The following is a 24,681-nucleotide window of genomic DNA, read 5'->3' as shown; positions in this document are numbered from 1 at the left end:
ATTACCCAACAGTTCCCGTAGGCAGAATATAGGGATGCCCCTCATTCTGACGGACAATGGAGTGGACCCCATATACGGTGCTGATATTTTCCGGTGTTATTACTTCACCGGGCTTGCCCGAGCAAAGGATTTGACCTTCTTTCATCATCACCACCCTGTGGGAAAACCGGGAGGCCAGGTTTAAATCGTGCATGGCAAGAATGGCAGCCACCTGTTTTGTCTTTACCAGGCTTGAAATCATCTCAAGCACCTCAAGCTGGTGTTTCAAATCCAGGTTGGAGGTCGGTTCGTCCAAAAGCAGGTAGTCGGTGTCCTGGGCAATGGCCCTTGCAAGCAGAACCTTCTGCTTCTGTCCGCCGCTGAGCTTCTCAAAATCCTGTAGGGCAATATCCTTTAATTTCATGGATTCGATGACCTGGGCAGTTTTTTAAAATCGGTTTGTGCGGGTTTCCAGGTAATATAAGGCCGGCGGCCCATAAGCACGGCTTCAAATACGGTGATGGGAAATTTGGACGGCGAGCTTTGGGGTACATACCCCACACACCGGGCATGATCCCGGGGGTGCATGCCAAAGGCATTTTTACCATTGATAAGGATGGTGCCTTGGCTCGGCCTCTGGATACCGGCAAGGCATTTGATCAGCGTTGTCTTTCCGGTCCCGTTAGGGCCGGCGATGCTGACCATTTGTCCTTTTTGAACCTTAAGATTTATATCCGTAAGGATGGTTCTTTTTTTGTACCCAAACCAAAGAGCATCAACTTGAAGCATTACCAGTATGCCTTCCTTTTTTTCATGAGCAGGTAAAAGAAAAACGGTACGCCGATAAAGGAGGTGACAATGCCCAGAGGAATCACCTGGGGCGCCCAGCAGGTGCGGCCCACCGTGTCGGCCGCCAGGACCAGAATGGCTCCGATAAGTGCCGAGGAGGGCAGAAGATATAAGTGGTAGCTACCCACAACCATCCGGGCAATATGGGGGGCAACAAGGCCGATAAAACCGATGACACCGGTAAAGCAGATACTGGCGGCAGTGATCAAAGATGCAAAGATCACTCCGGTGGTCCGGATACCTGTGACGTTGACACCCAAAGCGCTTGCCGATTCATCGCCTGCGGCTAACAGATTTAAATCAAATGAGAGTTTAATCAAAAGGGGCATCGGTATAATGATCATCACGGCTGCCACCATGATCTCCTGCCATCCCACCTTGGTCAGACTGCCAAAAAACCAGAACACGATTTCATGCACCTGCTCCACCGTGCCCATGTACTGCAAAAAGGAAGACAGAGATGAAAAAAGGAACATGATGGCAATACCCGAAAGAATCATCACCTCTGTGGATGTGTTTTTGAACCTGGCAATCCCCAGAATGAGAAAAGAGGCGGCAAGGGAAAAAAAGAAGGCAGAGCCGGCCACCAGATACTGACCGTACAGGGAGCCGCCGAAAACAATGGCAGCCACAGCCCCGAATCCGGCACTTGAGGCGATCCCCAGGGTGTAGGGAGATGCCAGGGGATTTTTCAAAATGGCCTGGAACACGCTGCCGGCCACGGCAAGTCCGCTTCCCACCAGAACGGCCATGACAATCCTGGGCAGCCGAAGCTGCCAGATGATAGTCGAAGAACGTCCGGCATGAGAAAACAATGCATTTAAAGACTGGGTAAACCCCATGGTTGAGGCCCCCAGGCAAAGGGCTGTGACAACCATACCGGCCAGCACAAGACAAAGGAAAAAAATAAAAAAATTCTTTCTTCTGCCTGCCCTTTGGTATTGGTTCTGAAGATCATTCATCAGCTCGCGGAATCCTTTTATTCAGGGTAGACATACACGCCTTGATACGGGATCTTCTGGAATTTTTCAAGGTATTCTCTGTGCAGTCCGGCCGGATAAAAATCCTGGGATGCATCAGGGAAGAACCATTTAACCAGGTAATACATGCCGATGACTGCCCGCGGACCGGTCCAGATCTCGTTGGCAATCAGGTGAATCCGGCCTCTTTTGACGGCATTGATGTGGGACCAGGCCGGTCTGTCCATGATACCGGTGCGGATGGCTTTAAAATTTCGTGCATCCGCCATGCTGTAGCATGACCCGCCAGCGCTTTTGGTGGTGACTTTAACCACCACATCAGGATTGGCTGTCACGATCCACTCCGATGTCACTTCCGGATAAGGAATGGATAATACCTCGGCGATATTGCTTCCCCCGGAAAACACACACATGTCATGACCGCCAGACCCGGGGGCTGCGGTATGGTAGCTTGAATCCCCTTCAATATAGACCTTTGGACCAGCAGACCTTTTTTCCAGAAAACCATGGATATGGTTCAAGTGATCGCCATACCATGCAGCCAGACCTGCGGCCTCTTTTTCCTTACCAAGAATCTTCCCAAGGATGGCCACCTCTTTTGCAAGGGTGGCGGGTTTAAAAAAATCAAGCCGGATCACCTGAATGCCGAAAGGGGCAAGCTTTTTTTCCATATCCACACCAGGCCGGGACCCGTAACATAGCACGGCATCGGGATTGAGCTCCACGACCTGTTCGTAATTGATCTCTTTCCAGGTACCCATCTTGGGCTTGTCATTGAATTGCGGCCAAAACAGGCTGTTTTTCAAAATCCCAGAGTACACCCCGGCCACAAGATCAGATGCCCCTAAAGACCTGATCACCTCCAGGGCATCCGAGGTTATGACCACCAGCCGTTTCACCGGCAGTTTTACCTCTTTCTAGTTGCCATTGGCATCTTCCATCACAATGGTCTGTCCAGTCCCCGGGTTTGCGGCATCGGCTGATGCAACCCCGGGGAGAACCAGAAAGATCGTCATTATGACAATGACAAGACATTTTTTCATGAAAAATTGCATATTGGCTTAAAATTCAAAGGAAATTCCAGTTTCAATGTACCGACCGCTAATTGGATAATAGTACTGCTTATACGGGGTTCCGTCGGAATTCCTTCTCCCGGTTTCATTGAAATAGTTATACTCTTCCTGATCAAACATATTATTGCACAGCACCCACACCTTAAATCTTTCGGCCGTATAGGTCAGCTTAAGATCTGTAGTGACATAGTCGCTTATCTCGTACCGATTGAGAACATCCACATACTGCTTGCCGTAATAATTCAGGTCTGCACTGAGTTTCCAATTATTCAGGAAATAAAAATCCAGTCCAAAAGTCCCGTTAAATTTTGGCACATGGGGTACTTGCTGACCTGCAATATCAACATTCTCGCTGTTGGAATCAGATATCTCTCCCCATACATACGGTTTGAATATGGCATTATCCCACTCGGCATTCTGATATGCGCCTTGGAGACGGTAGCCCACCACCGGATTGATATGGCCTGTGACTTCCAACTCAAGGCCCATATGTTCTGAATCCCCCACATTTTTGTACCCTAACCAATCGCTGGTATTATCAGAATCATACAAGGAGAGAAACTTATCTTCCACCTGCATGTAATAGGCGGTGACGGCCAGGCTGAGTTTGGAGCAGACATACTGCTTATACCCCAATTCCAGGGTCTGATACTTTTCAGGTTTCAAATCTTCGGCTGTGTATTCATCTTTGGCATATTCCATGGCGTATTTATAATAATACAGCACCGGATACCAGTAAGATTGAGAAAGAGATGTATAAACTGTAGCGTTTGAATTGGGGTGATAGGCTGGAGTGATATCCCAGGAGAAATAGGAGTGACTGCTGGTCACCTGGTTGGGTTGCAGGGTTTTAACATCATAATCCACCTGGTCAAAACGGCCGCTGAAACTCAATTCCCACTGTCGGCTAAAAGAAAGGTCATTGTTCAGAAAAATGCCGAACCGCTCTCTTTCAGCGTCCATGGTGCCCTTGGCAACCGCGCTTTTTTGGGAAGAGGACAATGGTGTCGGCGACCATGGATATGATTTCACCAGATCAAAGGATATCTTTTCATAATCTGCACCAATGGTGGGGGTGTACTTGGTTGAGTTGAACAAAAAATTATAACCACCGGATGCTCTAGTTAGGAACCGGTCCTGTTCACTGTCCTCTTGGTAGTCATAATAGGAACTGGCTTTACTGTAACTGGAATTAAGCTTCTTTGCCAGATACCTGTAAGCATGGTCTGTATTATCGTAAGCAACTATCCCGTTAGCAAAATATTTTTCTTTCTTAGTGCTGAATTCAAGACTTGCTGCTGTATTTTCATCCTCATTTTCCCGGTTGTGGACCAGGGTGTCATTTGTTTCCGATGTGGGGAAAATTTTCTCCCGCCGGTAATTGTCCAACTGCCATTTTGTCTTACCGTAAATGTTGTCGTAATCAGCTTTATGCCAATCAAAATTCAGTCCCAGGCGGGTGTCTTCAGAAAAATTATGGCCGACACTGACCCGTGCTGTCCCCAATTTTTTATTGTCATTTTCATAGCCATCTGTATTAAAAGCAGAACCGCCAAAAGCATAATCCCATTTATCCACCTGTCCACTGAGGTTGGCCGAGGCTTTTAGACTGTTCCAGGAGCCATAAGAAATACTTGTTTTTCCGGAAAAGGCGTCATCCATTCCTCTTTTGGTGATAATATTAATAACCCCCCTAGAGGCATCGGGCCCAAAGGCAATGTTTCCTGAAGATCGGCGGACTTCGATGCGTTCTATATCGGAGACGGGAATTGAATCATATTCAATATACCATCCAATACCGTTATTGGCCGGCACCCCGTTAATGAGAACCAAAACGCCTCCAGACTGTGGGCTTCGGTTGCCCAGGCGGAACAGGGAAAAATCACTCCCAGAATCAATAGAGAAACAAAAGCCCTTCTTATCTTTTTCATTCAACTTCCTCCTCAGAAATTCTGCATGAACGTTAAAACATGTCTAATGCAAATCCTTAAATACGATTACCGCATCGGGCCTTTTTAGGTGCATTCACGCCCAGCCTAAATCGTCTTCGTCCGGATTCAAAATAAAAAAAGCCAGGAATCCCAACACGGACACAAGTCCGAAATGGCCTTCCTGGCTTTGGTTAGCTTATTTGATTATTCTTTATTTACTTTTAAAACATACACAGATTCGTTCTGCGAGATGATATGGTTTAAACGGATCTCCATTTTTTGTCAACAGGTATATTTTAAAAACATCAGATTGATCTGCTCAAAGAAATGGGAGGCTTGGTTAAACCTCCTTTTTCAGATGGTGTTATTTATAACATGATCTTCACCATAACTTATCCCCCCATGCGCAATTCTTTGTAACTATTGCAAGATTGGGGATACCCCATCAAGTTTCCCGCCCTCATCTTAGCAGCAGTACTCGTATACATACTCATTTTCCTGGTTGCCCCGGCTGAACCAGTGTTTGATAGGCATCAGGCCAGGGTTTTGAGTTCAACGATCGGTTAGCAAAAAGGGGAAAAAGGCTGCCTCCCTATCTTAGATCAAAGGATCCACAGAAAAGACTGCCGTGGCGGTCAGCCCCTTTAGCTGTTTATTCAATTGACCGCCTCTTGCAAGGCCGTTTAAGTGGTCATGGATCATCTGTTTTAACTCGGGTTCCGGCAGACTGGACACCTTGGAAAAAAAGGCCATTTGACTTTCAAATTCTTTTTCCACGTCAATGGTCTGGTCCCATTCTACCACATCAAAGCTGATATCCGGGAACAGGCCCATGGAAAACAGCAGATTGATTTTGTACAATATGCTCTGGGGCTTATCATCCAGAGGCTTTTTCATGATCTTCGCCCAAAGATCCATGAATATAGGGTGCTGGCGCCGGGCGGCCCATCCCCGGACAGCGCACCCTTTTTTTGAACATTGGATCATCTTGGCAAAGGCCTCGGGTGTGGCCACCCCCGGACTCATAAAGGCCAGGACCAGGTCAAAGGACTTTTCCCACCCTTTTGCCCGGATATCCACATCATGCCAGTCTTCCTTTAAAAGGGAGATGCGCTCTTTTAATGCCTGGGGCATCTCCTGCTCTAGCCGTTGGAGCATCCCGGCTGAAAAGTCCATGGCCGTGACATGGGCCCCGCGTTCTGCCATTGCCTGTGCCATCAGGCCCGGGCCGCAGCCAATGTCCAGAACAGACATGCCCTCAAAGAGCAGCCCCTTGTCTGCCAGGCTGTTCAAGGCCTTTTCCAGGCGGCGGTCTTGTATTTCTTTACCATTGGTATTATAGGTGGCAGAGGCCTTGTCCCAGTACTCAGGCGTGGCAAACCCCTTGTGCACTTTATAGGTGTCCCCTGCCCTGTCTCCTTCCCAGGTATTGATCCAGAATGCTTTGTTAAATATATTTTCCATGCATTATCCTTGGTAAATTAGGCGCTATTCATTATTTTTTGTCTGTCAGTTCCCTGACAGATTCAGCCCCGTCATCAGACCGATCATCCACGGGTGCGGTAAAGACCCCGGTAATATCTTTGATCACCACATAAAGGGCGGGAACAAAGACCAGGGTAAGGCCTGTGGCCGCCACCAGGCCGAAACTAATGCTGGCAGCCATGGGAATTAAGAACTTGGCCTGGAAACTGGTTTCCGTCAGCAAAGGGCCAAGGCCGGCCACCGTGGTCACCGAGGTCAGTAAAACAGGCCTGAACCTGTTTTGGCCCGCCTCTATCACTGAATCATAAACAGCTTGCCCATCACGGACCCGGGCATTGATAAAATCAATGAGAATCAATGAGTCGTTGACCACAATGCCGGACAGGGCAACAATGCCGAAAATGGAAATCATGGTAATATCCAAATCCATGACAAAATGCCCGACAATGGCGCCGACAAGACCAAATGGAATGGCCGTCATAATAATCACCGGCTGGATATAGGATCTAAACTGGCTGGCCAGCAGCAGAAAAATCACCATGGCAGCCACGGCAAAACCTTTCAGGAGGCTGTCCATGGACTCCTTGCTCCGCTTGGCCTGACCTTCCAAATCATAGGAAATATGGGGAAACTCTTCCACCAGACCGGGCAGAAAGTTTTCCTTTAAATCTGCAACGATCTTCTGGGCATTGGCCACATCTTCGTTCAGATCCGAGACCACCGTGATCACCCGGTGCCGGTCCACCCGCTGAATGGCGGAATATCCCCGGGCCAACTCCATCCGGGCCACCTGGTTGAGAGGAATTTCCCGGTTGTCCCGGGTCCTTATTCTCAACTGCTCAATACTGGCCTCGGTCTCTCTTTCTGCCCTTGAATAACTGACCATGACCTTGACATCATTTTTTCCCCGCTGGACCTTGAGCACCTCATCCCCGTAAAAGCCCTGGCGGATCTGGGTGGCAATGTCAGCCATGGTCACGCCTAAAGCTTCAGCACCCGGCTTGATATGGATTTGTTTTTCCATTTTCCCGGGCCTGAAATCGTCGGTGATATCAAAGGTGCCCGGATAGGTGGCAATCTCGTCTTTAAGGGATAGTGCGGCTTTTTCCAGCTCTACAAGATCATTTCCCACCAACCTGATTTCAATGGGTTTGCCCCCGGGGCCTCCGCCGATAATGGTAAAGGTGAGCTGCTCCACCCCCAAAACATCACCGATAAACTCCCGCCACTTGGCTGTGACTTCAGGAGCAGAGATCCCCGGACGTGCGGCTGCCGGTAAAATTTCGATCCAGACCTCTCCGCAATGCCCCCCGTAAACACCGGGTTTCCAGTCCCGGCGGGGAATCACCCCCACCAGAGAAAAGGTATTGACCAGAATGTCGGCCCTGTTTTCCACCTGGTCCCTGAAATAATCGTTGAGTGCAAAGGCGCCTGCCTCAATCTGCTTGATGGTTTTTTCAGTGGTTTTAAAGGGGGTGCCCAAAGGATAAATGGTCTCTGAAATCATCCAGTTTGAGTCATTTTTAGGAAAAAAGGTATAGGGCACATGGCCACCGATGATCAGGCCCATGCTGACGATAAGACATCCAACCCCCAAAGCCAGGGTAAAGTACCTGTTTTTCACACAATATCGAAGCAAAGGCAGGTAGGCTTGATGGATGGTCCAGTTGAGCATTTTTTCCACCCGGCTCCGAAGCCAGTGATGGCCCTGGGACAAATCTGTTTTCAACCAGTCAATCCAAGAAAAAAAGATCTGATACACCTTTATTTTATTGGGCTTGGACTCGGTTAAAGTTCCTTCCAAGTGGGCCGGAAGAATCAAAAACGCCTCTATCAGGGAAATGGCCAGAATGCAGATCACCGCCTGGGGCATGATGGAAATAAACTTGCCCATAATGCCTGAAATATACATGAGCGGGGCAAAGGCCACAATGGTGGTGGTCACCGCCATGACCACAGGCCCGCCGATCTGGGCCATGGATGCCATCACCGCCTCTTTGGGAGATAAGCCCCGCGAATAATGGGTATACACATTCTCCCCCACAATAATGACGTCGTCCACCAGTATTCCCAGGGTCATGATAAATCCGAACATGGAGAGCATGTTAATAGAGGCCCCCATATAGTCCAGAACCAGAAAGGCTCCCATAAAGGTAATGGGAATTCCTGAGGCCACCCAAAAGGCCAGGCCCAAATCCAGAAAAAGGGCCAGAACAATAAAGACCAGTAAGATGCCCTGAAGACCGTTTTTAAGCAGCAGATCAATTCTTTCCTGGACCATGTCAGCCATGTTGTACCAATGGCCAAGCGTAACGCCTTCGGGCAAATCATCCTGGATTTGCGCCATATATTCAAACACATGGTTGGAAATGGCAATGGTGTCCTGGGAATCGGTCCGGTTCACCACCACAAGGGCTGCTGGCTTGCCGTTGAACCGGGGCAATACATCGGTATCCTCAAACCCGTCCACCACCACGGCCACATCCCCGAGATAAACAATCGTGCCGTCTGCCCGGGTGACCAGAGGAATTTGTTCATAGGCTTCACCTGTATATTTTTTCCCCTTGGCCCGGGGTTTTGATTCTGCCGCCGGGCAGTTCAAGGCTGCCACGGCCCACAGCCTGCACCACATCGTCAAAGGAAAGGTTATAGGTGCGCAAACTTTTCTCGGAAATCTCAATGGAGATTTCAAACTCCCTGACCCCCACCAGCGAGGCAAGGGAGATTCCGTCAAATTCCACCAGATCGTCCCGGATTTTTTCAGCCGTGTCCCTGAGCACCCGCTCGTTAACATCCCCGTAAACCGCCACATAAATGGCCGGCTCGTTGTTTTTGATTTCAACGATGACCGGATCTTCGGCTTCCTTTGGAAAAGAATCAATGAGATCAATTTCGGTTCTCACCTCATCCAGTTTTTCATTGATATCGGTTCCTGCGGACAATTCCAGGGTAACGGACCCACGACCTTCAATGGCCGTGGAATACATGGTTTTCACATTTTCAAGGCTTTTGAGCTGTTCTTCGATCTTGATGCATATTCCTTCTTCCACCTCTTCAGGAGACGCCCCCGGATAAACCACTGAAACATTAATCATGTCCAGGGAAAACTGGGGGAACATTTCACGCTTCATATTCATGGCCGTAAACAACCCGGCCACGATCAAAAACACCATGATCAGGTTAACAGACACCCTGTGCTCAACAGACCATTTTCCCAGGGCTTTCATGGCTGTTCACCCAGGGTTTTAACGGTAAGGGCCATGCCCTCGACCGCACCGGGCAGAGGGGATGAGACAATCAGATCTCCTGGAACAAGGCCCTGGTCTATAATGACCTGGTCTTCAAATTTACGGAGCACTAAGACCTTGCGAATTCTAAGACGGCCATCCTCTACCAGATACAAGGCATCTGAAGACCGCATCAAATGCCGGGGCAGCCGGAAAATATCATCCTGGATTTCCCCCTGGATACGGCAGGTCACAAAGGTGCCGGGCTTTAAAAGGGCAAAGGCCGTAATGGAATGCTCCGGGCCAGCCGTCTCCCTGGACGATTTTGGGATTTCTTTTTCCCCGGCTTGGACTGAATCATTTGCTTGGACTGAATCATGGGCTTGGCCTGCTTTGTGGACTTGGCCTATCTTGGGGGCCGGGTCCATCTCCTTGGCCAGGGGGTTACGGTCACCGATTTCCAGGGTCAAGGGCAGGGTCCGGGTTTTTTCATCAATATTGGCCTTTACCCTGACCAGTTTTGCCTGCCATACGGGAAGATCAGGACCTTCCAGATTGGCAACACTGACCTGGGCCTTGGGCAGGCGTCCCTCTTCAAAACAGGCGCGCAACCACTTGAGTTCTTCCAAGGGGATGCTTACATCCACATCCATGGCCCCTTTTTCGTAAATCGAACCCAGCACCTGTCCCGGGTTGACAAATTCTCCCATCTCAACCTGTTTGACCAGGACAAGCCCGTCAAACCCGGACCGGATCTGAGATTTCTCCAGCACCAGGGAAACCTTTTGAAAATCCGCCCGGGCCATGGCCAGGGCCGCTTTTTTCTGTGCCAGTACAGAAGGGGTCAGGGCCAGTCGATTCTCAATGTTCTGGAGCTGAATCCTGGCGGCCAGGTATTGCTGCTGGGCCTTGTCCAGACTGGTTTTCGAGGCAAACTGATTTTTGCTCAGGGCCTTGACCCGGGCAAGCTCCTTGAGGCTCAAGTCCATATTGGTCTTTGCCAGACCGGCATCTGCCTTTAAATTTTCAACATCCTGAGTCAAATGCCTGATGTCCACCCGGACCTGGGCCGCTGTTTTATCCAAGATCAAAGAGCGCTGGTCAATGCGGAGGATCAGCTCTCCTTTTCCAATGGCGCCCCCGTCACGGAACAGGGGGTGAAGATAATCAATCCGGCCGCCTACCTCCAGGGCAAGTTTGACCTTTTTCCGGGGAATGATGGTGCCGAAGGCTTCAATGGTCACGGCCTCGGACCTGGATGTCGCTTTTATCACCACCACCTTGGGCGGGGTTTGAATCTTTTGTTTTTTCTTGGGTTTTTCCCGAACGGCAAAAAGCCAGAACCCAAAGCCGAATGCAAGGGCTAAAACAATTACCACCCGCATCAATCTGAATAAAAACGATCTCATGATAATCTTCCCTTTTAAGAAAAATGCCTTAAAACATGACCACCCGAAAAGCAATCCTTCCCTTATATACCAGGAATTTTAGGCTCGCAATCAAAAACCGTCCATATGAATTGCCTTTTAAGTTCTCTTGAGCGTTGCCCCGCTGGGCAGATATTGTGAAGATGCTCCCAATGACGCACCTTGAATTAGACTTAAAATCCTAAATCTTATTTGGGGCAATTTTAATCTGATCCCGAGCTTGTTTTGAAAAGACCCTAAATGTGGGAATTTTTTATTATATTTTGCTATCAGGCCAGAGGCTCAGTCTGTCCTAAATAGACAGTATTCTCTGTCAGCTGACCTGTAAAGGGGTTGTCAAACTCAACAACATGGGTCTCAACCGTCCAGAACACCTCATCCAGAAGGGATGCAAACCTGTCATCGGGCCTGTCATCGGACCAGAGCCCAAAGACCCCGCCGGGATTCAGGTGAGAGGCAAGACTGCTCAATCCTTGGACCGTATAAAAAGCCTTGTTGGTCTGGGTCAGGACCCGTGTCGGGGTGTGGTCAATATCCAGCAGAATTGCATCCTGCTTTTTCCCGGGATGATCCGGGTCAAACCCCTGGGCCCCATCACGAGACAGGGCAAAAAAGTCCCCTTGAACCAGCCGGCACCTGGGATCTGCACACAGAGAAGGCCCCAAGGGCACCAATCCTTTTTCATGCCAGTCAATCACAGGCCTTAAAAATTCCACCACCACCAGGGAGGCTAAATTGGGATTTTCAAGGGCTGCAAGGGCGGTATAGCCCAGGCCCAAACCGCCCACCACAACGCTGAACTCCGCTTTGTCCAACCGGCCCAGCCCGATTTGGGAAAGCTGTGTCTCTGCCTCATGAAAAAGGCTGGACATGAGAAACTCCTCTCCAAGCTTAACCTCGTATATCTCACGCCCTTTGAGCTGGAGCAGTCTTCTCCGCCGCAGGACCAGCTCACCTATGGGCGTGTTCTGATAGTCCAATTCCTCGTAGTTCAATCCCATGATCTTTCCTTGATTTTAGGTCCCCTGGTTATACCTGAGTATACGCTCTTGCAGCCCGGAAAAGAGGTCATTAGAACCCATTTACGGCAAATAATATTATAAAATTAAAGGCGTTCAGGACTGCAGACAAAAAACAACGGTCTGTTATAATGCCAATCTAAGTTTCGCTGCCAGAATCTTGGATCAGGCCTTTGCTTTTTTAGCCGCCCTGGCACGGGGATTAGCAGGTTTTTTGGCCATTGATTTGGGCGGGGAAACAGGCGCTTTTTTGGTTCCGGGGACTTTTGATTTTGCGGGTGATGTTTGTTTTTTAGGAGAGATACCACGCAGAATAGGCATGATTTCATCCCGTTTGCTGGCCATGAGCAGGGCAATTTCCTCTTGCTGGTCCTCATCCATCTTCAGGCTGGAATCTTCCAAAAAATCAAACAGATTGTCGGCAATATCAAGCATTTTATCATAGGCGTCTGCTTCTTTTTTTGTCGCAAATGTCATCTTTTCTTCTCCATTCCTGACAACGATGTATTTGACGATTACAGCCATATCTTCTCCTTGCTCTTAAGACGCTCCCGGGCAGTCCAATGGTCGTCATTTAGGGGTTTGTAATACTTATGCCTCTGTCATAATAAAAAAAAAGACCCTGGTAAAGGATTATTCCTCTGCCAGGGTCCTGAACGTCTATGTTTTTATCCTGAAAACACAGACACCGTAACCAAAAAGTTAAATATCAGGCCTTGGAAAAAGCCCTGACCGTTCAACAATCTCTGGCACTTTTTCCTCCCATTCGATTGCCATGACGTGGAAACCGGAGACCCCTGTAACCTCTTTGAGTTCCTGGATATGCTCCACACAGATGTCAATGCCTTCCTGGGCCTGTTTTCCCTTTTCAACGCCGGCAAGCCGGCTGATGATCTCGTCGGGCACATCCATGCCGGGCACCTTGTTTTTCATGTACTTGGCCATGCCCACGGATTTCATGGGGGTCATGCCGGCCATGATAAAGGTCTTTTCCGTCAACCCCTTGTCTGCGGCCCTTCTGATCCATTCCTTGAATTTATCAATATTGTAAATACACTGGGTCTGGATAAATTCAGCACCACAGGCAATCTTCTTGGCAAGCCTTGGCACCCGGATTTCAAAGGGATCGGCAAAGGGATTGGCTGCCGCGCCCACAAACATATTGGGGGGACGCTTGATATCATCTCCCCCTAAAAACTTGCCCTCATCCCTCATGAATCTTGCCGTCTGAACCAATTGCATGGAGTCAAGGTCATGGACATTCTGGCCCTGGGCACAGTCCCCAAAACTCTGGTGATCCCCGGAAAGACAGAGCATATTGTTGATATTAAAAGAGGCTGCCCCTAAAATATCACTCTGAAGGGCCACCCGATTCCTGTCCCTTGTCACCATCTGGAGTATGGGTTCAATCCCTTCGAGTTTGAGATGAATACAGGCCGCCAGAGACGACATCCGGGTCATGGCGGTCTGGTTGTCTGTCACATTGACCGCATCCACATAATCCCTGATCAGCTTTCCCTTGTGCCGGATTTCGTCAGGATCAGACCCCCTTGGGGGCCCGCACTCGGAAGTGACACCCAGATGACCTGCCTTCATCACTCGTTCCAGCCTGCTTGCCGTTTTTACCTCGCTCATATCTTCACATCCTCCCTGGTTACAGTTCTAGGGCCGCCTGCTCTGTCCGTGGACCAGTCTTTAATCGGGGTCACTTTTTCATAATCATCCATCTTGCCAAGGGCTTTGAGCCGATCGATAATAAGCTGCCAGGCACAGTCAATATCCGGGCCCAGCTCGCATTTGCCGTTGGTGGATCCGCCGCAGGGGCCGTTGAGCACCCGTTTGGCACACCTGGAAACAGGACAGATCCCCCCGGTTCTTGCCAATACACAGGACCCGCAGGCCTGGCAGCGTTCAGTCCAGACCCCTCTGTCCTCGTTGGCCCCGAGACAAATGGTATTCACTCCCGGCAGCATGGGCGTTGTCAGATATTTTTCCGCGCAAAACTGAACCCCCACCCCGCAGGCAAGGGAGACCACGGCATCATAATCATCTATGACATTTCTGATCTCTTCTAAATATTCATGGTCGCATTGGCGTTCAAGGGTTCTTTCGTCAATGGTTTTTTCTTTGCCCTGGGTGATAAAATACATGCGCAATGCCGAGGCCAGGACCTCTACTTCTTTTTTCCCGCCAGCCTCGCACACGGTGACACATTCGTTGCACCCCAGAATAAGAAGACGGTCAAAATCCTTAACCTCTTCAATGATTTCTTCAATGGGTTTTTTCTCTGCTATTATCATATTTACCTCATATAATCAGCTGTTAACGGTTTAACGCCTGTCACACCTTTTTGATTAGGCTGCCTCGCTGCTGGCTTTCTGCCTGGCCAGCCGGATGGGGCTGGGCCCCAGCGCCTTTATGTGTTCCACCATTTCAGTGGCATACTGGGCAAACAGCGGGCCTTCCCCTGAGGAAAGATTGTACATTCTCACCCGTTCTCCGCCCACGCCCACCTGGTCTAAAAGCCTGGCGGCCTGCTCAATGCGCTTGCGGGCCCTGAAATTGCCCTCGTTAAAATGACAGTCCCCTTCCATACAACCCACGCAGAACACCCCGTCAGCCCCTTTTTCAAAGGCCCGGAGCACATGGATGATGTCCAGTTTGCCGGTACAGGGCAGACGGATAATTCTAAAACTTGTGGGTATTTTCAGTCTCATGGAACCTGCCAGGTCCGCGGCTGAATACCCTCAGTAATTACAGCAGAATGACAGAATGACCGGGTCGAATTCCTTTGTCATATTACCCCCTCCAGCAAAGATTCCACCTTGCTTAACAATGATTCATCTTCATACCAGTTCAGTTTTATGGTTTTAGCCGGACATTCCGAGGCGCAAACCCCGCAGCCCTGGCACAGGGCAGGATCAATATAGGAGACCCCCAATTCATTTATCACAGGAACGTTATAGGGACAGGATCTCACACAGACCAGGCAGGATGCGCAATTGGCTTGGTTGACCTCGGCCACCACAGCCGAGAGGGTAAGATATTCCTGGGCCAGGTAGGTGGTGGCCCGGGACGCCGCTGCCATGGCCTGGGCAATGGTTTCGGTGATGAGCTTGGGACCATGGGCCGTGCCGCAGATAAACACCCCTTCGGTGGCCGCATCCACGGGCCGCAGTTTGACATGGGCTTCCATGAAAAAGCCTTCGGGATTTCTCTGGGTCTTGATGATGGTGGAAAGCTCTTCGGTATCCGCGGCCTTGACCCCGGCACTCAGGGCCAGAAGATCACAATGGGCCTCAATGGCCTGGCCCAGAACATGGTCCTTAAAGGTCACGAGAATACCGCCGTCGGCCTGGGTCACTTGGGGCGGATGATCCGCATCAAACCTGAAAAAGATCACGCCCAGATTCCTGGCCTCGGTATAGAACTCCTCCATCATGGCGTACATTCTCATATCCCGGTACAGAATAAAGACATCTGTATCCGGAGTTTTCTTTTTTATGGCAATGGCATTTTTCACGGCATTCTGACAGCAGATCCGGGAACAGTTTGGATTTTCCTCGTTCCTGGATCCCACACACTGGATCATGATCACCCGGTCAAGGTCTGCTGCTTTTCCCTGCTCCAGCATATCGGCAAGCTCAAGCTGGGTGACCACCTGTTCGCTCTCATTGTAAAGATATTCCTTGGGCTTGTATTCGTCGGCGCCTGTGGCCACGATCATGACCCCGTGGTCAATCTTCATCTCCTTCATGGAGGGTCCGACCAGAACCTCGGTTTTAAAATTGCCCTTGTACCCGCCATAGCCGACGACCAGGGCCTGCTTGAGCACATCAATATGTTCATGCTCTTCCACGATGGTGACAAGATCTTTGACAAAGGCCTGGATATCATCTCCCTCAATGGTGTGGTAAAGCCTTGACCCAAGCCCGCCCAGGTGACCCTGCTTTTCCACTAAGGTCACATGAAACCCCTGGTCGGCCAATCCCCTTGCCGCTGTCATCCCGGCAATACCGCCGCCGATAACCAGGGCCTTATCCACAATGGTAATCTGTTTATCGTGCAGGGGCCCTAATGTGGACACCCGGGCCACGGCCATGCGGATCAGGTCTTTGGCCTTGTCGGTTGCCTGTTCGGGTTCATGGAAATGCATCCATGAATCCTGGTTCCTGATATTGGCCATCTCAAAAAGATACTTGTTAAGCCCTGCCTCTTCCAGGGTATCCATGAAAATTCCCTCATGGGTTTTAGGGGTGCACGAGGCCACCACCACCCGGTTGAGCTGATGTTCCTCGATCACTTCCTTGATCGTCACCTGGGTATCCTGGGAACAGGTAAACAAATTTTCTCCGGTGTAGACCACATTGGGAAGATTTTTAGCATAGGATTCTATGGCATCCACATCAATGATACCCGCAATATTGATTCCGCACTTGCAGACAAAGACGCCGACCCTTGGCTCTTCGCCCAGCACATCCCGCTCTTCAGGCATGGACACGGTTTTGGTCAAGGTGTGCCGGGCCGCGGCCAGGTGAACACCTGCAGCCCCGGCAGAGCCTGACGCCTCGGTTACCGAAGAGGCAATATCCTTGGGACTTTGAAAGGAACCGGACACATAAACGCCCGGCCGGGATGTACTTAAGGGGTTAAAGGTCTGGGTTTTGACAAAATTATACTTGTCCAGTTCCACCCCCATACGGCCGGCAAGGTCGACACTCTCTTTGGGGATGGTCAGGCCCACGGAAAGGATGACCATGTCAAAGACTTCCTTTTGCATCCGTCCTTGTTCATCCGTGTATTTAAGAATAAGATTATCAGAGCCTGGTTGTTCCACCACCGAATGGATTCGGGATTTGACAAACCTGACCCCGTTCTCGTCTTTGGCCCGATTGTAATATTTTTCATAATCCTTGCCAAAGGCCCGCATATCCATGTTGAAGATAGCGGCATCCAGATCTTTTTCAGAATGCTCTTTGGCAATCATGGCATCCTTGATGGCATACATGCAGCAGACCGAGGAGCAGTAGCCATTGCCGCACCGGTTGGTGTCCCGGGAGCCAATGCATTGGAGCCAGGCGATTTTCTCAGGCTCTTTTTCGTCCGAGGGTCTGACCAGATGGCCCATGGTGGGGCCGCCTGCAGAAAGGATCCGTTCAAATTCCATGGAGGTCATGACATTTTTAGACCGAAGATACATATAGGTATCATCCATGCCCGAAGGATCAAAGGTGGTGGCCCCAGTGGACATGATCAGGGATCCTATGTTCACGTCCCTTGTAACTGCGGTCTGGGTGTGATCAATGGCACCTGCCAGGCAGGCTTCCACGCATTGGTAACATTCCGAACAGATCCCGCAGGAAAGGCATCTTGCCGCTTCCCGGTCTATAAGCTCCTTGGCAAGGCCCTGGGTGACTTCGGCAAAATTCCCCTGGCGGTCCGCCACGGGAATATGATCGGGTTGTACCCGTTCCATTCTCGGGACATCCAGGATCTCAGGTTTTTCAAAGTCATAATTTTTTTCACGCCCCTCTTTTAGATCCTGACCGTTGACGAACCGGTCAATGGACTCGGCAGCCTCTTTGCCCGAGGCCACTGCATCCACCACGGATTTGGGTCCGTAAAAAGCGTCGCCGCCTGCGAAAACCCAATCAATGGGGGTTTGAAGCGTCACAGGATCGGCCGCATACCCGCCGGGCGGGGTCAGGGCAATGCCTTCTTTGTCAGCAAATTCAGTCTCGCCCATCTGGCCGATGGCCACAATCACATGATCTGAATCATGGGAGGTCAGCTTGCAATCGTCAAACCGAGGATTAAATCGCCCGTTTTCGTCAAACACGGCGGTACACTCCTGGAAGGCCACTTCGTCAACCTGGTCTCCAACGCCGTGAAAACCAATGGGGCCAAGGGAGTTGACAATTTTCACCCCCTCTTCCAAGGCCTCTTCAATTTCGTAATCCCAGGCAGGCATTTCATCTCTTTTTTCCAGGCAGACCATGGTCACATCTTCAGAACCCAGACGCCTGGCTGTCAATGCGACATCCACAGCCACGTTTCCCCCGCCGATTACCACGGTTTTTCCGGAAAGTGTTTCACCCTTGCCCAGGGCTGCGTTCCTTAAAAATTCAGTGCCTTTGAGCACCCCTTTCAAGTCTTCGCCTTTGACCCCGAGCCCCCTTGAACCGTGGAGGCCGGTGGCCATGAACACGGCGGCATACCCCTCTTCTTTGAGGCTGGAAAGACTGATGTCTTGTCCAAAGCTTATATTTGTTTTTATGTCAACGCCCAACCCTTCAATCACGGCGATTTCTTTTTCAAGCTCTGCCTTGGGCAACCTGTATTCAGGGATCCCCACGGCCATCATCCCGCCTTTGACCGGCAGTTTTTCAAAAATCGTCACCCCATACCCTTTCTGGGCAAGGTAATAGGCTGCGGTCAGCCCGGCAGGACCTGAGCCCACAATGGCAATTTTTTCATCCCTTTTTTCTGCCAGTTCAGGCATCCAGGGATTTTCTTGTTCCAGATCCAGGTCAGCCAGGTATCTGTGCAGATACTGGATGGCCAGGGGCTGGTCCGCATCTCCCCGGGTACAAATTGATTCACAGGGGTGATGGCAGACCCTTCCGCAAGCGCCCGGGAAGGGATGTTCCTGCTTGAACAGCTTTAAGGCTTCATGGTATTTTTCCTGCTGCATCAGGGCAATGAATCCCTGGATGGAGACATGGGCAGGACAGGTGGCCTTGCACGGGGCAATGGACCGCTTTGAAATCCCGTAGGCACCGGGTATGGCCTGCTCATATTGTTTAAAAACGGCTTTCCGGGGTGCCAGCCCATGGTTGTGCTCAGAAGGGGTTTCCACAGGGCACACCTTGGCGCATTCCCCGCATGAGGTACACTTGTCAAGATCTACAAACCTTGGATTCTCTCTTATCTTGGCCGTAAAGTTCCCCTGCTCTCCGGTCAGTTCCAAAAGTTCTGTGTTCGTCAACAATTCAATGTTCAGATGCCGGCCGACCTCGACCAGTTTAGGTGAGATCACTCACATGGTGCAGTCATTGGTCGGAAATGTCTTGTCCAGCTGGGCCATCATACCGCCGATGGCATAGGACTTTTCAACCAGATAGACATAATAGCCTGAATTGGCCAGATCAATGGCGGACTGCATGCCTGCAATCCCCCCGCCGAGCACCATGACAGCGCCTGCCAGATTTTTCTGTGGTGTTGCCTCGTAACTCATTGTCCATACCTCCTAACCGTTAATATAGCCTTGTTGAATAAAAAAGCTATTTCCCGGTCCGACACCTGCCGGACGCGGATTCACGCAAAAAAGCCTGGGTATGAAAATCAATACCCAGGCTCAAAATTTATATCCGCCAAAATCTATCGTCTGCTGTTCTACCATGGAAAAGGGGGTCACAAACTCGATACCCCTGTAAACACTTAGGCCATGAAAGCGGTTAAAGCTTACATCCTGATCTTCCAAGACATTGACGCAGGCCTTGGAAAATCCAAAGGACCTTAGTTTGGTGTGAATGCAGCCATCCTGGGCGATCTGATAAAAGCCTATACGTCACCTCTTCATTAAAAGCGGTTTCACGCATTGAACACATTTAATTTATCAAGGGCGGATACCCTATCTTACCTTTATAATCCGAACGGCCCCGGCCGGCGTAGGAAGTGGCGAGAAATGAAAAACCGGGTGTTTGTTCGGCTTTAATACCAGCAATTCAATGGACACAGATTGTTGGTATTCCCCACTTGTAAGTAGAAAACTTTGTCTTTCTTTGTCAAGAGTTATTTAACCCCATTCTCATCTTAAAAAGGGGCAGGCCCTTGTCCACCAACTCTGTTCCGGCACAGACCCCATATATGGAATTTCCCGGGAATTTCATGAAATTTATGAAGTTTCCCTCAAATATGGCCTGGGGTCTGTGTTGTAAAGAAGCCTCTTTTACCCGTTTTATTCCCAAAAAAAACGCAGACGGAGAATACGCCTAAGGTTTATTGGGTATGACCATCCTGCCCCAAATATTTTTGGCACAAGACCACCAGGACCAGAACCGGAATCCCCATAAGGGCGGTGATCAGAAAAAACACAGGATATCCAAGGGAATCCACAATAGTGCCGGAGTAGCCGGAAAAGACCTTGGGAATCAGGGTCATCAAAGAACTGAACACGGCATATTGAATGGCGGTAAACCGGACAGAGGTCAGACTGGACAAAAATGCCACAAAGGCGGCAGAGGCAAGGCCGCCGGCCAGGTTGTCCGCTGAAATAACCAGATACAAAAAAACAAGGCTGGGCCCTGTCTGGGCCATGGCCACAAAGAGCAGGTTGGTCACAGAAGAGAGCAGGGCGCCGGCAAAAAGAATGCGGATCACACCGAATTTTATGGAAAGGATCCCGCCTAAAAAGCCCCCGGCAATGGTCATGAACAGACCAAAGGTCTTTACCACACTTGCAATCTGGGTTTTGGTAAACCCAAGATCCTGGTAAAAAACATTTGAAATCACCCCTAACACAATATCTGAAATCCGATAAAGACCGATGAGGGCCAGGAGCAGCCAGGCCAGGGATGTCCCGTAACGGTTGAAAAAATCAGATACCGGCGCCACATAGGAGGCATGGACCATTTTAGAATCAACAACGCCTGCCAGGGTCAGTATCCTGGCAATGAGCATGGCCACGCCCACCCCAACGGCCAGTCGAATTGCTTCCACAAAAAAAGAGGCCAGATGGGTGTTGTGGCTCCATTGACCCAGAACACTTTTAAGATCTTCAGCCAGACCGGCGCTTGAATAAAACCAGAAAACAAAGCCGGCTGCGGCCAGAAGAAAGAGAAAAAAAGACCGGGCATGGGAAAAGGACCCATAAATGGAAGCGGCGCGTTCCCCTGGATCCGGTTCCCTGATGATCCAGGCGGTTGCCATGCCAATGATCATGACGCCTGCCATCACACAATAGGTGGTCTGCCAGGCCGAATAATTGTACACGGCTTTTGAGGATCCTAAAAAATCAGCCATAAAAAGAGCGCCTGCCCCGGCCACAAGCATTCCGATCCTATAGCCGGCAATATAGGCGGATGCCATCATGACCTGGAGTTCTTTTCCGGCAGACTCAATGCGATAGGCATCAATGGCAATATCCTGGGTGGCCGAGGAAAACCCTAAAAATACGGCTGCCATGGCCATGAGGGAAAGCCGCTCCGATGCCGGATCAATCATGGCCATCCAGACAATGGCCGCCATGATGCTTGCCTGGGAAGCCAGTATCCAGCTTCTTCTCCGGCCAAAGGTTCGGGTTAAAAAGGGAATGGGCATCTGGTCCACCAGAGGCGCCCATACAAATTTAAAGGAATAGCCCAGGGCGGCCCAGGAAAAAAAGGTCACCGCAGAGCGTTCAACACCCGCCTCCCTCAGCCAGAGGGAAAGGGATGAAAAAATAAGTAAAATGGGTATGCCCGCGGAAAAACCGAAAAAAAGCATGGTCACAACCCTGGGGTGTAAAAAGGCCTTAAAGGCCTTATGCCAGCGAGTTAAATTATGTTTCATGGATAGGTTTCAGGTTGGACGAAGTTAGAGGGTTGTTTCAAAATTAAAGGATACGCCAAAACACTTGATTGTCTTATTCTTGTTCTTAAAAAAACGGTTGCAGTCTTTGATGATCTCATCCATCTGGGCATCGGTCCTGTCCTGGTTCAAATGGATCAGGCCCAGCTGCCGTACATCCGCCTCAATGGCAAGGTCAAGCACATCGGAAACCGAGGAATGGCCCCAGCCGGTTTTGCTCAAATACTCATCCGCTGTATACTCGGCATCGTGGAATAAGATATCCGCGCCCTTGCAAAAATCAATGTAATCCTGCCTGGATCGGCTCTGGGCGTGGGCATACCCCAGCTCATTATCCGTTAAAAAAACAAAGGTCCTGCCGTTTTCGCAAAACTTATAGCCCAGGCTGTCCCGGGAATGGGAGGTGGGAATACTTTTTATATCCAAAGACCCGATGTTAAATTGGCCGTTCAACCCCTGCTTAAACTGGATATCTGCCTGAAAATCATCCAGGCGGATGGGGAAAAAAGGATCTTTCATGACCTGGTCAAAAACCGCCCGGGTATTGATGCCGCCAAATTTACGGTCCTGAACGATAAGGCAGGTATCAGGGTAAAGCAGGGGATGAAAAAAGGCAATCCCCAGAATATGGTCCCAATGGGTGTGGGTCAAAAGAAGATAATAGGTTTTTTCCTGTCGCTGGATCAGGGATTTGCCCAGACGCCTGATACCGGTTCCGGCGTCAATGATGACGATCTGGCCGGAATCCGCCTGGACCTCAATGCAGGTTGTGTCTCCACCATATTGGATGTAGTCGCTGCCTGATACAGAAATGGACCCTCTGGATCCCCAACATTTTATTCGCATGATCCTCCTGCATCCCTAAATTAGAGTCAACCCGCAACAGAACGGTTTGTATAGAATCGTATGAATCCCAACGAAAATCAATATTTTTTTTAGCAAGCATTTAATTATTGGCAATATCCATGGGTTTTTAAAAAAAAACAGGGGATTAAATTCTCTTCATTTTCTGCCGGTTAATTATTTTTAAAAATAGTTTGAAAATATCAAACTTTTTACCATCCAGATATTGACAACAAGGTCTAATTTGCTTAGGAAAAAAGAGATGACCAACCCTAAACCAAATCATTAAAGGGGATGTAAATATGGCACAGCTTATCGCAGACCGGCGTGATGTAGACTTTGTATTACACGAACAGATCGGAACGGTTGACCACGAATTATTCGAAGAATTCAACAAAAAAACCATTGATCTGATTGTTTCCGAGGCCAGAAACCTGTCCATCAAGGAGATTCTGCCCACATTCAAGGACGGAGACGAAATCGGATGCACCCTTGACAATGGCAAGGTGACAACGCCCCCGTCCTTTAAACGGGCATGGGAACTTTTCTGCGAAGGTGAATGGCTGGCCATGTGCGATGATCCCGAAGTCGGGGGCCAGGGCATGCCCAAAACCGTAGGCTGCGCCGCCTTAGAGTATATGGTGGGCGCCAACTCTGCGTTCATGCTTTACTACGGCATGACCCACGGGGCAGCCAAACTCGTGGAAGCATTCGGGGACGAGACCCAGAAAAAACTGTATATGAAAAAAATGTTTGCCGGCCATTGGGGCGGCACCATGCTTTTGACCGAACCCGAGGCAGGATCCGATGTCGGTGCCTTGACCACCACAGCCACTCTCAATGAAGACGGCACCTATTCCATCCAGGGGACTAAAATATTTATTTCAGCCGGAGAACATGACCTTTGCGATAATATCATCCATCCGGTCCTGGCCAGGATCGAAGGGGCCCCGGCCGGCACCAGGGGGATTTCCCTTTTCCTGGTCCCCAAATACCTTGTCAATGAAGACGGCTCTTTGGGAGAATTTAACAATGTGGTCTGCACAGGGCTTGAAGAAAAAATGGGCATCCACGGCAATGCCACAGCCACCCTCTCCCTGGGGGAACGAGGGGCGAGTATCGGCACCCTTCTAGGCGAGATCAACAAGGGCATGCCTGAAATGTTCAAAATGATGAACGAGGCAAGGGCTTTTGTGGGTATACAGGGATTTGCCGTGGCCTCTGCCTCGTATATGTATGCCCTTGATTATGCCAGAACCCGTGTCCAGGGCCGGCATTTGACTGCGGGCAAAGATCCTGAGGCCAAAGACGTCACCATTATCAACCACCCGGATGTCAAACGGCAGCTTTTGAACATGAAGGCCTATACCGAGGGCATGCGCTCTTTAATCTACTATTATAATAAATGCGCGGATATCGTACACACCACCGAAGATGAAGCATTCAAAGCTGAGACCGCCGCATTGATCGAGGTGCTCACCCCCCTTGTCAAAGGCTATGTCACGGACAAGTCCCTTGAGGTCTGTTCCCACGGGGTGCAGGTTTACGGCGGATACGGGTATTGCAGCGAGTTCCCGGTTGAACAGCTTATGAGGGACTCCAGGATATTCATGATCTACGAAGGAACCAACGGTATCCAGGCCATGGATCTTTTGGGCAGAAAATTATCCATGAACAAGGGGGCAAGTTTTAAATATTTTCTTGCGCAGATCAAAAAAACCGTGGAGGAAGCCAAAGCAATTCCGGGTGTTGAAAAAATGGCAGACAAGGTCGCCCGTGCAGTGTCACGCCTTGAAGAACTATCCGCAGACATGGGGTCAAGGTCCAGAAGTAAAAACGCCCTGAACGCCTATGCTTTTGCCCATCCCTTCCTTGAAATCACAGGGGATGTGGCCTTTGCCTGGATGCATCTGTGGCGGGCAGCCATTGCCGCACCCAAGCTGGCCAAAAAAGCCGGTTCCCTTGATAAAGACGCCGTAGCCCAAAAGGCTGCCAAAAACAAGGATGCTGCATTTTACGCAGGACAGATGGCAACTGCCAAATTTTTTATTCATACCCTTTTGCCGGCAACCTATGGTAAAATGGATGCTGTTCTGGAAGGGGATACCTGTGTGGAAGATATCCAGGATGTTTCCTTTGGTTCAAAATAAACGCCACGGCCGCCCATGGCATTTGCCAGTGGCCGCAGCAAACAAATGAAACGCTTATGATTGCAATACCATAGTTTCATTTAAGTCTTAAATTTTTGTCCCGGCCGGTTTCTCTTCTTTAGGCTAGGCCGGGGCAAAAATATGTCTT

The 24,681-nt window shown here is 49.9% G+C and carries 14 protein-coding genes and 2 pseudogenes; 1 reads left to right on the top strand and 15 read right to left on the bottom strand.

The annotated features are described in order from the left end of the window. Position 1: 1 nt before the first annotated feature. From HUN05_12060 to HUN05_11990, 15 genes and pseudogenes are all read right to left on the bottom strand, one after another. Positions 2 to 768: pseudogene (locus HUN05_12060) on the bottom strand (ABC transporter ATP-binding protein). Next, positions 768 to 1,790 carry an iron ABC transporter permease gene (locus tag HUN05_12055; GenBank protein ID WDP85775.1) on the bottom strand — a complete coding sequence of 341 codons (1,023 nt, stop codon included), beginning with the start codon at positions 1,788 to 1,790 and terminating at the stop codon, positions 768 to 770. Before HUN05_12055 ends, HUN05_12060 begins: the two are co-directional and overlap by 1 nt. A gap of 17 nt (positions 1,791 to 1,807) precedes the next feature. Continuing rightward, on the bottom strand, positions 1,808 to 2,707 hold the full coding sequence (locus HUN05_12050; protein WDP85774.1) for an ABC transporter substrate-binding protein: 900 nt from the start codon (positions 2,705 to 2,707) through the stop codon (positions 1,808 to 1,810). Positions 2,708 to 2,869: 162 nt separating this feature from the next. After that, positions 2,870 to 4,816, bottom strand: coding sequence for a TonB-dependent receptor (locus tag HUN05_12045; protein ID WDP85773.1), 1,947 nt, complete (start codon positions 4,814 to 4,816; stop codon positions 2,870 to 2,872). A gap of 593 nt (positions 4,817 to 5,409) precedes the next feature. Then, positions 5,410 to 6,276 (bottom strand): class I SAM-dependent methyltransferase, encoded by an 867-nt coding sequence (locus tag HUN05_12040; protein WDP85772.1) that lies wholly within the window; start codon positions 6,274 to 6,276, stop codon positions 5,410 to 5,412. A gap of 31 nt (positions 6,277 to 6,307) precedes the next feature. Continuing rightward, positions 6,308 to 9,524: pseudogene (locus tag HUN05_12035) on the bottom strand (efflux RND transporter permease subunit). Further along, the gene (locus tag HUN05_12030; protein WDP85771.1) at positions 9,521 to 10,933 is read right to left on the bottom strand and encodes an HlyD family efflux transporter periplasmic adaptor subunit; all 1,413 of its coding nucleotides are present in this window, start codon (positions 10,931 to 10,933) and stop codon (positions 9,521 to 9,523) included. The pseudogene HUN05_12035 and the gene HUN05_12030 overlap by 4 nt, the downstream one beginning before the upstream one ends. Positions 10,934 to 11,220: 287 nt before the next feature. Then, positions 11,221 to 11,952 carry a spermidine synthase gene (locus HUN05_12025; protein ID WDP85770.1) on the bottom strand — a complete coding sequence of 244 codons (732 nt, stop codon included), beginning with the start codon at positions 11,950 to 11,952 and terminating at the stop codon, positions 11,221 to 11,223. A 183-nt stretch (positions 11,953 to 12,135) separates the two neighbouring features. Then, a complete protein-coding gene (locus HUN05_12020) occupies positions 12,136 to 12,495 on the bottom strand; it encodes a YebG family protein (GenBank protein WDP85769.1) in 360 nt (119 codons plus the stop codon). A 177-nt stretch (positions 12,496 to 12,672) separates the two neighbouring features. Then, on the bottom strand, positions 12,673 to 13,605 hold the full coding sequence (locus HUN05_12015; GenBank protein ID WDP85768.1) for a methylenetetrahydrofolate reductase: 933 nt from the start codon (positions 13,603 to 13,605) through the stop codon (positions 12,673 to 12,675). Continuing rightward, on the bottom strand, positions 13,602 to 14,270 hold the full coding sequence (locus tag HUN05_12010) for a methylenetetrahydrofolate reductase C-terminal domain-containing protein (GenBank protein WDP85767.1): 669 nt from the start codon (positions 14,268 to 14,270) through the stop codon (positions 13,602 to 13,604). The genes HUN05_12015 and HUN05_12010 overlap by 4 nt, the downstream gene beginning before the upstream one ends. A gap of 54 nt (positions 14,271 to 14,324) precedes the next feature. Next, the gene (locus tag HUN05_12005) at positions 14,325 to 14,687 is read right to left on the bottom strand and encodes a hydrogenase iron-sulfur subunit (protein WDP85766.1); all 363 of its coding nucleotides are present in this window, start codon (positions 14,685 to 14,687) and stop codon (positions 14,325 to 14,327) included. Positions 14,688 to 14,764: 77 nt separating this feature from the next. Next, on the bottom strand, positions 14,765 to 19,207 hold the full coding sequence (locus HUN05_12000; protein ID WDP85765.1) for an FAD-dependent oxidoreductase: 4,443 nt from the start codon (positions 19,205 to 19,207) through the stop codon (positions 14,765 to 14,767). Positions 19,208 to 19,971: 764 nt separating this feature from the next. After that, positions 19,972 to 21,522, bottom strand: a complete 1,551-nt coding sequence (locus HUN05_11995) for an MFS transporter (GenBank protein WDP85764.1) — start codon at positions 21,520 to 21,522, stop codon at positions 19,972 to 19,974. A gap of 24 nt (positions 21,523 to 21,546) precedes the next feature. After that, positions 21,547 to 22,386 (bottom strand): MBL fold metallo-hydrolase, encoded by an 840-nt coding sequence (locus tag HUN05_11990; protein WDP85763.1) that lies wholly within the window; start codon positions 22,384 to 22,386, stop codon positions 21,547 to 21,549. Positions 22,387 to 22,685: 299 nt separating this feature from the next. Here HUN05_11990 and HUN05_11985 point away from each other — a divergent pair, with 299 nt between their 5' ends. Beyond that, complete coding sequence (locus HUN05_11985) at positions 22,686 to 24,533, top strand: acyl-CoA dehydrogenase (GenBank protein ID WDP85762.1); 1,848 nt, start codon at positions 22,686 to 22,688, stop codon at positions 24,531 to 24,533. The last annotated feature ends 148 nt before the right edge of the window (positions 24,534 to 24,681 follow it).

The sequence above is a fragment of the Desulfobacter sp. genome, from assembly GCA_028768545.1.
Lineage (GTDB): Bacteria > Desulfobacterota > Desulfobacteria > Desulfobacterales > Desulfobacteraceae > Desulfobacter.
The sequence above is the reverse complement of the archived record's forward strand: the minus strand, read 5'-3'. Positions and strand labels throughout refer to the sequence as shown.